Here is a 13,942-nt window from a genome sequence, read left to right on the forward strand (position 1 = left end):
GTGTCGGAACCCCACACCTTCAGCTAGGCTGAGGGTATGGAAACGCTCCGCGGAATCGTCCTCGTCGTCCACCTCATCGGTTTCGCCACGCTCTTCGGCGCCTGGCTCGTCGAAGCCCTCGGTGCCCGCCGCATCACGCGGGTCATGAGCTACGGCCTCCTCGTCGCCGGTGTCGCCGGGCTCGCCCTGGCAGCACCGTGGGGAACCGACCACGAGTTCAACTACACGAAGATCGCCGTCAAGCTCGTCATCCTGCTCGTGATCGGTGCACTGCTGGGCATCGGCTCGGCCCGCCAGAAGCGCACCCAGTCGGTTCCCGCCGCCATCTTCTGGCTGATCGGAATCGGCACGGTGGCCAACGTCGCGATCGCGGTGCTCTGGCGCTGACGACGCGGGCCCCGGCCCACCACGCACGCGGATGCCGCGACTCGGACGCCGGGTCGCGGCATCCGCCGTAGAATGGACGATCGTGCGTCGCCGACACCGTCGACGCCGCCGGTGATCCCCGCGTCGAGCGTCCGCCGCACCACCCCGCCTCGGACGTCCGCCCACCGGCACGCTCCCACGAGGGCGCTCACCCGTTCTCCCAGACAGGCATCACACCGCACATGTCATCCGCCACCGCGGCCCCCGCCGCGCCCGCGAACCCCCGTTCCCGCGTCATCACCGCCAGCCTCGTCGGCACCACGATCGAGTTCTACGACTTCTACGTCTACGCGACCGCGGCCGTCCTGGTCTTCCCGATCCTCTTCTTCCCGAGCGACGACGACACCGCGTCGCTCCTGGCCTCGTTCGCGGTCTTCGGCGCGGCGATGATCGCCCGCCCCATCGGCGCCGTCGTCTTCGGTCACTTCGGCGACAAGTTCGGCCGCAAGGCGACCCTCGTCGCGTCGCTCCTGACGATGGGCATCGCGACGATCCTCATCGGATGCCTCCCCACCTTCAACGACATCGGCTGGTGGGCGGCCCTGCTGCTTCTCGTGCTGCGCCTCGCTCAGGGCTTCGCCCTCGGCGGCGAATGGTCGGGAGCGGCACTCGTGGCCACCGAGAACGCCCCGAAGGGCAAGCGCGCCTGGTACGGAACCTTCCCCCAGCTGGGCGCTCCGATCGGGTTCATCATCGCGAACTCGGTCTTCCTCGTGATCTACTTCGCGCTGCCCCACCCCGACGGCCCGGCTCAGCGCTCCGAGGAGTTCCTCGCCTGGGGCTGGCGTGTGCCGTTCCTGTTCTCGGCGGTCATGGTCATCGTCGGCCTGTGGGTGCGTCTCAAGCTCGTCGAGAGCGAGACGTTCGCCAAGGCGGAGAAGACCGGCGCCATCCGCAAGTTCCCGCTCGGATCCGTCATCCGCGGCCACTGGCGCGCGCTGATCCTCGGCACGTTCATCATGCTCGCGACCTACGTGCTCTTCTACCTCATGACGAGCTTCACCCTCGCGTACGGCACCAAGCCGACCCTCGAGGCCGCGCAGGCGACCGCCGAGGCGTCGGGAGCGACGTTCGATGCCGCGGCCTACGTCCCGGGCCTTGGGTTCGGGTTCACCGACTTCGTCATCATGCAGATCGTCGGCGTCATCTTCTTCGGCATCTTCACGCTGCTGTCGGGCCCCGTCGCCGACGCGATCGGCCGCCGCAAGCTGCTGCTGTGGGTCACCGGGGTCATCGCCGTGTTCGGCCTGCTGTTCGCGGTGTTCCTCGCGCCGCAGCTCGACCCGAAGTTCACCGGCGCGCTCGTCCAGGCGTTCCTCGTACTCGGCTTCATGCTCATGGGCGCGACGTTCGGTCCGATGGGGGCGCTCCTCCCCGAGCTGTTCCCGACCAACGTGCGGTACACCGGCTCGGCCATCTCGTACAACGTGGCGTCGATCCTCGGCGCGGCCGTCGCCCCCAGCATCGCGACGACCCTGTGGGCGCTCGCGGGCGGATCGACGTGGCTCGTCGGCGTGTACCTGACGGCATCCGCCGTGCTCACCTTCATCGCCCTGTGGCTGTCGAAGGAGACCAAGGACTCCGAGTACGACACCAACATCGGCGACGCGGCAGCCACGCGCTGATCCCGACTCCGGACGAACGGATGCCGCGGGCCTTCGGGCTCGCGGCATCCGTCTTTGTCAAGCTCTCCCCGCCCCCGGATGCGCGGTCTACTGTCTGATTCACATTCAGGTCAGGAGGGTGCCATGAGAAAAGTCACCGAGGCAGCGGTCGTCGAATACGACGCGCCCGGAGGTCCTGAGGTCCTGCGTCTGGTGAAGCGACCGCTGCCAGAACCCGCCGCCGGCGAGGTGACGGTCGAGGTCATCACGATGGGGCTCAACCACATCGACGGGTTCGTGCGCTCCGGTGCCGAGAAGGAGTGGGACGATCCCTATCCGCGCCGCTCGGGCAGCTGCTTCGCAGGCACCGTCATCGCTGCGGGCCCGGGCACCAGCGGGTTCCCCGTCGGCACCGATGTCGTCGGTCATCTGCGGTCGGGTGCGCATGCGAGCCATGTCACGGTCGCGGTGGACCGGCTGGTGCGCAAGCCTCGCGCCGTGACCTTCGAGACAGCAGGCGGGCTGTATCTCGCGGGCACCACGGCCCTCGACATCCTCGACGAGCTGAAGATCGGCGCCGACGACACCGTCGTCATCTCGGCGGCGGCCGGTGGCGTCGGCAGCATCGAGGCGCAGATCGCCATGCACCGCGGCGCGCGCGTCATCGGCACGTGCGGCGAGCGCAACTTCGACTATCTGCGCCAGCTCGGCGTGAAGCCGGTTCGCTACGGCGAGGGGATCGTCGAGCGAATCCGCGCCATCGCACCCGGGGGCGTGACAGCGTTCATCGACAACTTCGGGCAGGACGGGCACGAGATAGCGGAGGCTCTCGGCGTGCCCGCGGGACGGTTCCGGTCGAGCGCCGATCGTCGCGATCGCGAGGTGGCCCTGCTCTCCGACAGCCCCGACGCCGTCGCCCACGGCACGGCGCAACTGCGAAAGGTCGTCGAGCTCGCCGAGAAGCGGGTGGTCTCTCCGCTCGTGTCGGGCTTCTACCCGCTCGCCGATGTCGCCGAGGCGTACGACGACCTTCAGAAGCTGCATTCCCGGGGCAAGGTCGTGCTCGCCACGCACCCCGTGAACCCTCGGCGGATCCGCAAGGCCCGCGAGGTCATCGAGTCGTAGCGCCGATCGCGCCCGGGCACGGTCAGTCGAGGAACAGGGCGCGTAACCGCTTCGTGGTGAAGACGAGACCGAGCGCGATCATGACGACGAAGTAGAGCACGTGCCACAGCATTCCGGCGGAGAGAATGCCGGTCGTCAGGCCGCGGATCAGTTCGACACCGTGCCACAGCGGCAGCGCCTGCACGATCACCTGCACCCACTCGGGATAGACCGTGATCGGGTAGAACGTCGCCGAGAACAGGAACATCGGCAGCAGCACGAAGTTGATCCAGTCCATGTGCTGGAACGTCTTCATATAGCTCGTGACCGCCATTCCGACGCTCGCGAACCCGAAGGCGATGAGCAGCACCGCCGGGAGCGCGAGCACGGCGGTCCACGCGAGATTGAGGCCGAGCACCTGCATGATGATCATGAATCCGGTGGCGTAGACCAGACCGCGCAGCAGCGCGTAGAGGATCTCGCCGAGGGCGACGTCGAGCGGGCCCAGCGAGGTCGACAGCATGCCCTCGTAGAGCTTGCCGTAGTTGAGCTTGAAGAAGACGTTCCACGTCGAGTCGTACACGGCGCCGTTCATCGCCGAGACCGCGAGGAGCGCGGGAGCGATGTAGGCGGCGTACGGAACCGCCGCGCCCGACGAGGTCTCGACCTCGCCGATGAGGGCCCCGAGCCCGATGCCCAGAGACGCGAGATAGAACACGGGCTCGAAGAAGCCCGAGAGCACGACGATCCAGCTCGACGAGCGCGCCGCGATGAGACCGCGCTGCACGACTGCGCCGGGGTTGCCCGCCCACAGCGCCCGCACGCCGCCGCGCCGTCCCGCCGGTGCACCCCGCTCGATCACGGCGCTCATTTCGCGAGCCTCTCGGTGAAGACGCGCCGGCCCCAGAGGTACCCGACGGCGGCGAGCGCGAGCAGGTAGAGCACGTGCACGGCGATCATCCCGGCACCGATGTCGGCCCCGTAGGTCGCCGCGCGGCCCAGCTCGGCGCCGTGCCACAAGGGCGAGATCCACGCGATCCACTGCAGGCCGATCGGCAGGGTCTCGACGGGGTAGAACGTGCCCGAGAACAGGAACATCGGCATGAAGATGAACCGCTGCACGAGAGCGAACTGCCCCTTGTCGTCCTGGATCGACCCGGCGTACGCCATGAGCGGGATGCCGAAGGCGATACCGGCCGCAACGCCCGCGAGGATCGACAGCCACCCCGTGGCGGGATTCGGCACCGCCCCGAACGGCAGGAGCCAGATGAAGAGGTAGTACGCGGAGACGGCGAGGATCATCCGCGCCGTGGCACCGATGATGACGCCGTTCGCGATCTGGGGGCTCGACAGTGCCGAAGCGTTGAATCCGTAGAAGTAGCGGCGCCATTTGAAGCCCGCCATCACCGGATAGGTCATCTCTTCGGAGGCCACTGCGATCGCGGCGGTGACGAGCAGCGCCGGCGCGACGAACGGCAGATACCCGACCTCCTGCCCGTGGGAGGAGGTCGGCGCGGTGATGAGGGCCGCGAGGCCTACCGCCAGCCCGAGCAGATACATGATCGGCTGCCCGACGGCGCCGACCACGATCGTCCAGCCGTAGGCGCGCATGGCGCGGATCATGTGCTCGGCGACGTACCAGGTGCCGTAGCGCCGGGGCCTGCGACCGCCGGCGAGCGCCTCGGCGCGCAGCTCGTCGAGTGTGGGGTGCGCGGTTCGCGTGCTCATTCGATCAGCGACCGTCCGGTCAGGCGCAGGAAGACGTCTTCGAGGCTCGAGCGGCGCACGAGGCTCGTGAGCGGCGTGAGGCCGGCGGCGGACACGCGCTCGAGGGCGGCCTCGCCGTCGTGCGCATAGACGAGGATCCGGTCGGGAAGCACCTCGACGCGGTCGCCGATGCCTCGCAGCTGCACCGCTGCGGACTCGTTGCGGTCGGAGCCGAACCGCACCTCGAGCACTTCGCGACTCGAGTGCTCGCGGATGAGGGAGGCCGGGGTGCCCTCGGCCATGATCCGCCCCTTGTCGACGACGATGAGCCGGTCGCACAGCTGCTCGGCCTCGTCCATGTAGTGCGTCGTGAGCACGAGCGTCGTGCCGCGCTCCTTCAGCCGGAACAGCCGGTCCCACAGCGCGTGGCGGGCCTGGGGGTCGAGGCCCGTCGTCGGCTCGTCGAGCAGCAGGATGCGCGGATCGTTGATGAGACCGCGCGCGATCGTGAGGCGCCGCTTCATGCCGCCCGAGAGCTGGTCGACCTTGTTCTTCGCCTTGTCCTCGAGCTGCGCGAAGGCGAGGAGCTCGTCGGCCTTCTCGTGGCACACCTTGCCCGGCAGACCGAAGTACCGCCCGTAGATGTAGAGGTTCTCGCGGGCGTTCAACTCGCCGTCGAGGTTGTCCTGCTGGGGCACGACGCCGAGCCGCGACCGGATCTCGGGTCCGTATCGATCGGGATCGAGCCCGAGGATCTGCAGGTCGCCGCCGCTGCGGGTGGACACCGCACCGATCATCTTCATCGTCGTCGACTTGCCGGCACCGTTCGGGCCGAGCAGCCCGAAGGACTCACCCGGCGCCACCTCGAACGACAGGTCGTCGACGGCGACGAAGTCGGGCTTGCCCTTCACGGCATAGGTCTTGCGCAGCCCACGAGCGGAGATGACGGATTCTGGCACGCGACAACACTAGCGATGCGGCCGGACATCGCCGGGGCGCCGGAGACCGCCGGCGGATCACTCTTGCAAGATTTTCGTCAATCCCGCATAATTCGAGTTAAACCATCGTGAAGCGGGCCCGCCCGCGGAAGAGTCAAACCAACGTGAAGCGGGCCCGCCCGCGGAAGGGGGTCGCGTGAGCGAACCGGCGAACCCGCGGTCTCGGGCGATCGACGTACTGAGCATCGGCGAGACGATGGCTCTCGTCGTCCCGGCGCGAGCCGAGCCGCTCGAGTCCGCCGACGACTTCCGCCTGGAGGCGGGCGGCGCGGAGTCGAACCTCGCCTGCCACCTCGCCGCCGCCGGGCTGAGCGCCCGATGGTTCAGCGCCCTCGGCGACGACCCGCTGGGACGCCGCATCCGGCGTCGGATCGAGAGCCACGGTGTGAGCACGGACGGCGTGGTCATCGACGACGGCGCACCGACCGGCGTCTACATCAAGGACCCCGGCCACGGCGTCCACTACTACCGCGCCGGCTCAGCGGCATCCCGCCTGTCGCCCGCGGCGCTCGATGTCGTGGACTGGTCCACGGTCGACACCGTCCATCTGACGGGCATCACGCTCGCCCTCTCCCCCTCGTGCCGCGATCTCGTCCACGCCGCCATCGACGCCGCGCGCTCGCACGACGTTCGAGTCAGCTTCGACGTGAACCATCGACCCGCCCTGTGGCCCGATGCGGAGGCGGCCGCGCGAACGATCGCCGACGCCGCGGAGCGCGCCGACGCGGTCTTCGTCGGCCGGGACGAGGCCGAACGGCTGTGGGGCACGAGCACGGCGGCCGACATCCGCTCGCATCTCCCGCACGTCCCGCACCTCGTCGTGAAAGACGCGGACATCGAGGCGACGGAGTTCGGACCGGTCGACGTCGTCACCGTGCCCGCGCACCGCGTCGAGGTCGTCGAGGCCGTGGGGGCCGGAGACGCGTTCGCGGCGGGATGGCTCGGCGAGCTGATCCGCGGCGGCGATGCCCGGCGCCGCCTCGAGAACGGACACGCGACCGCCGCCCGCGCTCTCGCGGCTACATCCGACGTTCCCCAGCCCGATCCGTCACCATCGTCGAGAGGACGAGCATGAACACCCCCGCAGACACCGCCGGCTCGTGGTTCGACCACGCGTTCGCGGGCTCACCCATCATGGCGATCCTCCGCGGGATGGGCGTCGAGCGCAGCCTGCAGCTGGCCGAGACCGCCTGGGACCTCGGTATCGACGCGGTCGAGGTGCCGATCCAGACCGCCGTCGACCTCGATGCGCTGACCGCCGTCGTCGAGGCGGGCCGCGCCCGCGGCAAGCAGGTGGGAGCGGGAACGATCGTCGACGCGCGGACCGTGCGCGACGCCGCGTCGGCCGGCGCGACGTTCACCGTGAGCCCCGGCTGGGACCTCGAGGTGGTGCGAGCCAGCGAGAACGCGGGGATGCCGTCGCTTCCGGGAGTCGCGACAGCGTCTGAGATCCACCAGGCGCGACGCGCCGGTCTGCGCTGGCTGAAGGCGTTCCCCGCGGCCGCGCTCGGCCCGTCGTGGTTCACCATGATGCGCGGCCCCTTCCCCGACGTGTCCTTCGTCGCGACCGGCGGGATGGATGCGCGAAACGCGCCGGCATTCCTCGACGGAGGCGCGCGCGTCGTAGCCGTCGGATCCGCCCTCGCAGATGCTGCCGAACTGGCGCGTCTCGCCGAGGTGGTGAACAAGTGAGCGCCCGCACGGTCTCGTGGCGCGACAAGTCGTTCCCGGCCGGCCTCGACGGCCGCCCGATCGACGACCTCGACACTCCCCTCAGCTCGTTCTCGACCCCGCTGTTCGTGCTCGACGGCCCCGCCCTGCAGCACAACATCGACACGATGGCCGCCTGGGCGCAGCGCCGGGGCCTCGAGCTGATGCCGCACGGCAAGACGACGATGGCGCCGGAGCTGTGGCGGCGTCAGCTCGCGGCCGGGGCGACCGGCATCACCGTCGCCACCGGATGGCAGGCAGAAGTGGCGCTGCGCGCCGGCGTGCCGACCGTGCAGATCGCGAACGCGTGCACGGACGGGGCCCTGTTGCGCCGCATCGCGGACTGGCTCGACGAGCACCCGGATCAGGAGGTGGTCAGCTGGGCCGACTCGCGCGAGGTCGTCGCCCGGATGACCGCGGAGCTGCCGGCGGGCGCGCGCTGGGGCGTCCTCACCGAGATCGGCGCAGCGCACGGACGCACGGGCGCCCGAGACGACGCCTCGGCGATCGCGACGGCCGAGGCGATCGCCGCATCCGACCGGCTCACCCTGCGCGGAATCGCGGGGTACGAAGGCGCTCTCGCCCACGACCGCTCGGAGGTCGCCCTCGCGGCCGTCCGCGCCTTCTGCTCGCGCATGCGCGACCTCGTCGAGCGCGTGCGTCCGCTCATGCCCGAGGTGCCCTGGGTGACAGCGGGCGGCAGCGCGTTCTTCGACCTCGTCGCCGAGGGCATCGGCGGGATGCCGGACGCGCGCGCGATCCTGCGCTCCGGCGCGTACCTCGCGCACGACAGCGGCTTCTACCGGTCGATCTCGCCTCTCGACCCCGACCGCGTGCGAGACGACGACATCCCGCTGCGCACCGCGATGTTCGCCTACGCGCGCGTGGTCTCGCAGCCCGAGCCCGGCCTCGCCCTCCTCGACGGCGGGAAGCGCGATCTGCCCTTCGACGAGGGCCTGCCGGTACCCCTCGGCATCGCCGGCGAACTGGGCGCCCCGGAACGGCCGCTGCGAGCCGAGATCAGCGCGATGAACGATCAGCACGCTTTCCTCCGCTGGACGGGTGAACAGCGCATCCAGGTGGGCGAGGTGGTGCGGCTCGGGCTGTCGCATCCCTGCACGGCGTTCGACAAATGGCGACTCGTCCCGGTCACCGACGGCGCGGCGGCGGTGACGGAGGCCGTCGAGACGTATTTCTGAGCGCGGCGGCGGCGTCAGCCGCGACGCACCTCGTCGAGGTAGCCGTACACGGTGACACGCGAGACGCCGAGACGCGACGACACCTTGTCGGCTGCGCGCTTGATGTGGAACGCACCGCGGGTCTCGAGCAGACGCAGCACCTCGATGCGATCCGCCTTCGACATCGACGAGGGCGACTTGCCGACCATGGCGATGGCGTCGGTGATCATCTCGTCGAGGACGCTCGAGACGTCCTGTCCGACGAGCTCCTGGGGAGCCGCGTCGGCAGCGGCGCGGGGCGCGGGCACCAACGACGCCACGAGGTCTGCGGCGCGCTGCATGGGCGTGAGGTCGATGTTGATGCAGAAGGCCGCGATGATGCGCCCCTCGGGATTGCGGTAGTACACCGACGAGCTGAGCAGGTCGCGGCCGTCGTGCGTGCGCGCCCGGTATCCGAACGCGTTGTGATCGGCGGTCTCGTCGTGGAGCACCTCGAGCCCGAGGTTCGTCGACGGGCCGCCGACACCGCGCCCGCTCACATGCCCGTTGACGATCGCGTACACCGAGTGCTCGAGGTCGCCCGCGGTGAGGTTGTGCAGCACGACCTCGCAGTGGTCGCCGACGGCCGCGGCGATGGCGGTCATGAGCGGCGCGAGCGTCCGATGGGCGTCCTCGATGTCGGCGAAGACCGCTCCTTCGGCGGGGAGGAGCTTGTTCACGGTGGATCTCCCGTCTGTCGTGCGCCCATTGTGTCACGGTCGTTACGCGTGTATTAATAATTTCTGCTAACCACATAGAATCGCAGTAAGCATCGTGCTAGCGTTTCGACGCCCGAGATTCGTATCCGGGAAGCTCCACCCCGATGCAGGCCAGCCGCGACGTTGCGGTCATACCGAGGAGAACATGGTGAACACGACACCGACCGCACCGCCCCGCAGCGGCGCGACCCGCACCCGCACCGCCGGACAGCCCCTGACGAAGGCGCAGCGGCGAGCCATCGCCGGCGGATCCATCGGCACTCTGATGGAGTATTTCGACTACTACCTGTACGGTCTCGCGGCCGCCGCCGTGTTCCCCGCGGTGTTCTTCTCGGCGAACGACCCCTTCATCGCCCAGCTCTCATCGTTCGCGACCTTCGCGGTCGGCTTCCTGTTCCGCCCGCTCGGCGGCATCGTCTTCGGGTACATCGGCGACCGCATGGGCCGCAAGATCACCCTCCTCATCACCGTCATCGGCATGGGCCTGACGACCGCCGCGATCGGCCTGATCCCGCCGGACGCGATGATCGGCGCGGCAGCTCCCATCCTGCTGATCACGATGCGGTCGCTGCAGGGTCTGTTCGTCGGCGGCGAGATGGGCGGGGCGGCCACCATGGTCGTCGAGCACGCCCCGGTGGGACGACGCGGCTTCTTCGGCGCCTTCCTCATCACCGGAGCCGGCATCGCGAACGTCGCGTCGGCCGGCGCGATGGCCGCCCTGGGCCTCACCCCCGACTCGTTCTTCATGACGTGGGGATGGCGCATCCCGTTCGTGTTCGCGCTCGTCCTCGCGGTCATCGCGATCCTGCTGCGCCGCAAGCTCGAAGAGTCCGACGAGTTCGCCGAGCACACCCGCACCGTGCGCGCCCAGGGGCTCAAGCCCCGCTCTCCCCTGATCGAGGTCTTCCGTCACCCGAAGAACACCCTGCTCGGCATCCTCATCGGCCTTCCGCAGTCCATCGCGGGTTACATCGTGCTGACCTACGGCCTGTCGTTCATGGTCTCGTCGGGCACGGCGGCGCAGGTCGGGTTCATCGGGACCATGATCGTCGGGCTCCTGCAGGTGTTCGTCGCCCCGGCCTACGGCGCGCTCTCGGACCGGATCGGCCGTCGCACCGTCTACGTCGCCGGCTGCCTCGGCTTCGCCCTGCTGATCTGGCCCACGTTCATGCTCTACGGCACGCACATGCCCTGGCTCATCTGGCTGGGCATGATCATCGGCTTCGTGATCCCCGGTGTCGCGATGCAGGCCACCCTGTCGACGATGCTCACCGAGATGTTCGACGTCGAGCAGCGCACGACCGGCGTCAACATCGGGTACCAGCTCTCCAACACCCTGGGCGGCGGACTGGCGCCGCTGATCGCAACGGCGCTCGTCGGCTGGGCCAGCGGCGCCATCTGGCCGGTCGTGATCTACGCCGCCGTCATCTGCGTCATCGGCGCCATCGCCACCATGACGGCGACGATCCGCCCCGACACCGCCGACGCCGGGCGGATCCACGCACCCCGGAACACCGCAGCATGACCGGTCTGCTCATCACCGGCGGGGTCGTCGTCGACGGATCGGGCGCAGAGCCCGTCCCCGCCGACGTCCTCGTCGACGGGGAGCGCATCCGAGCGGTGACGGCGCCCGGCGCATCCTTCGCGGAGCGTGACGACCTCGAGGTGCTCGACGCCGGCGGACGCGTCGTGATGCCCGGCTTCGTCGACGCGCACTCGCACGCGGAGGGTGCCGTCTTCGACCGGGACGTGCAGCTCGCGCTCCTCCGCCAGGGTGTGACGTCGGTGATCGGCGGTCAGGACGGCATCTCGTTCGCACCCGGCGACGGCCGCCACGCGAGCCGCTACTTCGCGGCGATCAACGGGCCCCACCCGCGCTACCGCGGCGGTGGTGTCGCGGGGCTCCTCGCGTCGTACGACGGGGCGATCCCGCTGCGGGTGGCGTACCTCGTGCCCGCCGGCACCGTGCGCCACGAGGTCATGGGCGACAGCGACCGCCCCGCGTCCGACGACGAGCGGGCGCGGATGGTGGCGCTCGTCGCCGAGGGCATCTCCGAGGGCGCGGTCGGGCTGTCGACGGGCCTGGACTACGTGCCCGGGCTGTTCGCGAGCACCGATGAGATCGCCGCCCTGTGCGCGCCGCTGTCCGAGCACCGGCTTCCGTATGTGACCCACATGCGGGGCGGGTACGAGCTCAACTCCGAGGTCGGCGTCGACGAGGCCGCCCGCATCGGTCTCACCGCCGGGGTTCCCGTCCACGTCTCGCACTTCCACACGCCCGCCGACGAGGCGTGGCGATTGATGGCACTGTTGCGAGAGCGGGGCGTCGAGGCGTCCTTCGACGCCTACCCCTACACGCGCGGCTGCTCGCTGCTGGCGATGACGATGCTGCCCCCGTCACTGAACGCCGCCGATCCGGCCGATGCGGTCACCGCCCTCGCAGACCCGGCCGAGCGCGACCGGCTGCGTCGCGAGTGGTTCCCCCTCGTGGCGCGCAACCCGAGCCTCGGCCCCGAGTGGCCCGAGATGATCACGGTCGCCCACACGCCCGCGCCCGAGTTCGCCTGGGCACACGGCCGCACCCTGGCCGAGATCGCCGCCGAGCGCGGCACGGATGCCGTCGACGCCGCGCTCGACCTGCTTGCCGCGTCGCGGCTCGAAGCGAACGTGATCATGGCCGTCCGCGACCAGCGGCCGGTAGCCGATCTCGGACGGCTGATCGCTCACCCCGACCACATGGGCGGGTCAGACGGCATCTTCATCGGCGCGCACCCGCACCCCCGCGCTCGCGGCACCTTCGCGTCGTACCTCGCGACGTACGTGCGCGAGCACGGCTTCCTCGACTGGCCGACCGCCGTCCGCCACCTGTCGACGAACCCGGTCGACCGGTTCCACCTCGGCGATCGGGGCCGGATCCGCCCCGGCGCGATCGCCGACATCGCCGTGGTCGACCCCGAGCGCGTCCGCGACGCCTCGACGTACGATGAGCCGCTCCGGCTCGCCGAAGGCATCGACGACGTCGTCGTATCGGGGCGCACCGTGCTCCGGCACGGCGAGCTCACGGGTGCCACGCCCGGGGGTGGGCTGCGCCACGCGCCCGCTGCCGCGGCGTGACCACGCCCCATCCGAACCCCGCCCAAGAAACGAAAGGGATCCCATGACCACCACCAAGAAGGCCATCCGCACCGCCGACGCACCGCAGCCCGCCGGCCCGTACAGCCAGGGCATCGTCAGCGGCGACCTGCTGTTCACCGCGGGCTTCGGTCCGCAGGACCCGGTGACCGGCGAGAAGCCGGAGTCGGTCGGCGACCAGACCCGCCAGGTGCTCCGCAACCTGCAGGCGGTCCTCGCCGAGCACGGCGCGACCCTCGACGACGCCCTCAAGGTGACGGTGCACCTCGCCGACCTCGCCGACTTCGACGAGTTCAACGTCGCGTACCGCGAGTTCTTCTCGGAGCCGTTCCCGGTGCGCACGACCGTCGGTTCGCAGCTGGCCGACATCCTCGTCGAGATCGATCTCGTCGCACGCATCGCGGGCTGATCCGATTCGTTGCGGGTCCGGGCCTCCTCACGGTCCGGGCCCGCACGGCAGAATCAGAGGATGTCGTCGATCCTCACCACTGCCGCTGAACTCCACACCGCGCTCGTGGCCGGCCGCTACCCCGACGGCGGCCCCGTGCGCGTGCTCGACGTCCGGTGGTGGCTCGACCGCCCCGACGGACGCCCCGCGTTCCGCGCGGGCCACATCCCCGGCGCGCGCTACGCCGACCTCGACACCCAGCTCGCCGAACACGGCGAGCCGGCGCAGGGCCGGCATCCGCTCCCCTCTCCCGAGACGTTGCAAGCGGCCGTGCGCGACTGGGGCATCGACGGGGGCGACACCGTCGTCGTCTACGACGATGTCGCCAACCTGGCGAGCGGCCGCGCCTGGTGGGTGCTGCGGGATGCTGGCATCGCCGACGTCCGTGTGCTCGACGGCGCCCTGGCCGCCTGGACCGACGCGGGGTTCGACCTCGAGGAGGGTGACGCGCCGGCCGTGCGTCCGGGCACCGCGGTCGTCTCGCCCGGGACGTTGCCGATGCTCGGGATCGACGACGTCCTCGCCTTCGCCCGCACCGGAGTGCTGCTCGACGCCCGCGCCGGCGAACGGTTCCGCGGCGAGGTCGAACCGATGGACCCGCGGGCCGGGCACATCCCCGGCGCGGTGTCCGCGCCGACGACGCAGAACAACGACGACTCGGGGAGGTTCCGGAGCCCGGACGAGCTGCGCGAACGGTTCGCCGCGCTCGGTGCGGAACCCGGCGCGACGGTCGGCGTCTACTGCGGCTCGGGCGTCAGCGCCGCGCACGAGGCCATCGCCCTCAGCCTCGCGGGATACCGGCCCGTGCTCTACCCCGGCTCGTGGAGCCAGTGGTCGCAGCATCCCGATCGGCCCGCCGCGACCGGTGCCTGAACTG

General features: G+C 70.2%; 14 protein-coding genes. 10 read left to right on the forward strand and 4 right to left on the reverse strand.

Features of this window, described 5'->3' with window-relative positions:
- Positions 1-36 precede the first annotated feature (36 nt).
- From C1N74_RS12470 to C1N74_RS12480, 3 genes are all read left to right on the forward strand, one after another.
- Positions 37-387, forward strand: a complete 351-nt coding sequence (locus tag C1N74_RS12470) for a hypothetical protein (protein WP_064955711.1) — start codon at positions 37-39, stop codon at positions 385-387.
- 221 nt (positions 388-608) lie between these two features.
- Positions 609-2,051, forward strand: a complete 1,443-nt coding sequence (locus C1N74_RS12475) for an MFS transporter (RefSeq protein WP_023955570.1) — start codon at positions 609-611, stop codon at positions 2,049-2,051.
- Positions 2,052-2,174: 123 nt separating this feature from the next.
- Positions 2,175-3,155 carry an NADP-dependent oxidoreductase gene (locus C1N74_RS12480; RefSeq protein ID WP_023955572.1) on the forward strand — a complete coding sequence of 327 codons (981 nt, stop codon included), beginning with the start codon at positions 2,175-2,177 and terminating at the stop codon, positions 3,153-3,155.
- A gap of 22 nt (positions 3,156-3,177) precedes the next feature.
- On the opposite strand, the gene C1N74_RS12485 is transcribed toward C1N74_RS12480, so the two are convergent.
- Genes C1N74_RS12485 through C1N74_RS12495 form a run of 3 tightly spaced genes read right to left on the reverse strand, consistent with a single transcriptional unit; the run spans position 3,178 to position 5,800 of the window.
- Complete coding sequence (locus C1N74_RS12485; RefSeq protein ID WP_103843052.1) at positions 3,178-4,005, reverse strand: ABC transporter permease; 828 nt, start codon at positions 4,003-4,005, stop codon at positions 3,178-3,180.
- On the reverse strand, positions 4,002-4,862 hold the full coding sequence (locus tag C1N74_RS12490) for an ABC transporter permease (protein ID WP_137750634.1): 861 nt from the start codon (positions 4,860-4,862) through the stop codon (positions 4,002-4,004). Before C1N74_RS12490 ends, C1N74_RS12485 begins: the two co-directional genes overlap by 4 nt.
- Positions 4,859-5,800, reverse strand: a complete 942-nt coding sequence (locus C1N74_RS12495) for an ABC transporter ATP-binding protein (protein WP_137750635.1) — start codon at positions 5,798-5,800, stop codon at positions 4,859-4,861. The genes C1N74_RS12490 and C1N74_RS12495 overlap by 4 nt, the downstream gene beginning before the upstream one ends.
- A gap of 175 nt (positions 5,801-5,975) precedes the next feature.
- On the opposite strand from C1N74_RS12495, the gene C1N74_RS12500 reads away from it, so the two are divergent.
- The 3 genes from C1N74_RS12500 to C1N74_RS12510 are packed head-to-tail and all read left to right on the forward strand — an operon-like array spanning position 5,976 to position 8,748.
- Positions 5,976-6,914 carry a sugar kinase gene (locus C1N74_RS12500; protein WP_258317926.1) on the forward strand — a complete coding sequence of 313 codons (939 nt, stop codon included), beginning with the start codon at positions 5,976-5,978 and terminating at the stop codon, positions 6,912-6,914.
- Positions 6,911-7,531 (forward strand): bifunctional 4-hydroxy-2-oxoglutarate aldolase/2-dehydro-3-deoxy-phosphogluconate aldolase, encoded by a 621-nt coding sequence (locus tag C1N74_RS12505; protein ID WP_103843048.1) that lies wholly within the window; start codon positions 6,911-6,913, stop codon positions 7,529-7,531. Before C1N74_RS12500 ends, C1N74_RS12505 begins: the two co-directional genes overlap by 4 nt.
- Entirely contained in the window at positions 7,528-8,748 is a 1,221-nt protein-coding gene (locus C1N74_RS12510) for a putative amino acid aldolase or racemase (protein WP_023955584.1), read from the forward strand. Before C1N74_RS12505 ends, C1N74_RS12510 begins: the two co-directional genes overlap by 4 nt.
- A 14-nt stretch (positions 8,749-8,762) precedes the next feature.
- Here the strand turns inward: C1N74_RS12510 and C1N74_RS12515 are convergent, their stop codons facing one another.
- Positions 8,763-9,446, reverse strand: a complete 684-nt coding sequence (locus C1N74_RS12515) for a transcriptional regulator (RefSeq protein WP_023955586.1) — start codon at positions 9,444-9,446, stop codon at positions 8,763-8,765.
- Positions 9,447-9,633: 187 nt separating this feature from the next.
- Between C1N74_RS12515 and C1N74_RS12520 the strand changes: the two genes are divergently transcribed.
- Genes C1N74_RS12520 through C1N74_RS12535 form a run of 4 tightly spaced genes read left to right on the forward strand, consistent with a single transcriptional unit; the run spans position 9,634 to position 13,938 of the window.
- Entirely contained in the window at positions 9,634-11,010 is a 1,377-nt protein-coding gene (locus tag C1N74_RS12520) for an MFS transporter (RefSeq protein WP_052007964.1), read from the forward strand.
- Positions 11,007-12,599, forward strand: a complete 1,593-nt coding sequence (locus tag C1N74_RS12525) for an amidohydrolase family protein (RefSeq protein ID WP_137750636.1) — start codon at positions 11,007-11,009, stop codon at positions 12,597-12,599. Before C1N74_RS12520 ends, C1N74_RS12525 begins: the two co-directional genes overlap by 4 nt.
- Positions 12,600-12,642: 43 nt before the next feature.
- Complete coding sequence (locus C1N74_RS12530) at positions 12,643-13,026, forward strand: RidA family protein (RefSeq protein WP_023955592.1); 384 nt, start codon at positions 12,643-12,645, stop codon at positions 13,024-13,026.
- Between the two features lie 60 nt (positions 13,027-13,086).
- Positions 13,087-13,938 carry a sulfurtransferase gene (locus C1N74_RS12535; protein WP_137750637.1) on the forward strand — a complete coding sequence of 284 codons (852 nt, stop codon included), beginning with the start codon at positions 13,087-13,089 and terminating at the stop codon, positions 13,936-13,938.
- The last annotated feature ends 4 nt before the right edge of the window (positions 13,939-13,942 follow it).

The sequence above is a fragment of the Microbacterium sp. SGAir0570 genome, from assembly GCF_005491085.2.
GTDB classification, from domain to species: domain Bacteria; phylum Actinomycetota; class Actinomycetes; order Actinomycetales; family Microbacteriaceae; genus Microbacterium; species Microbacterium arborescens.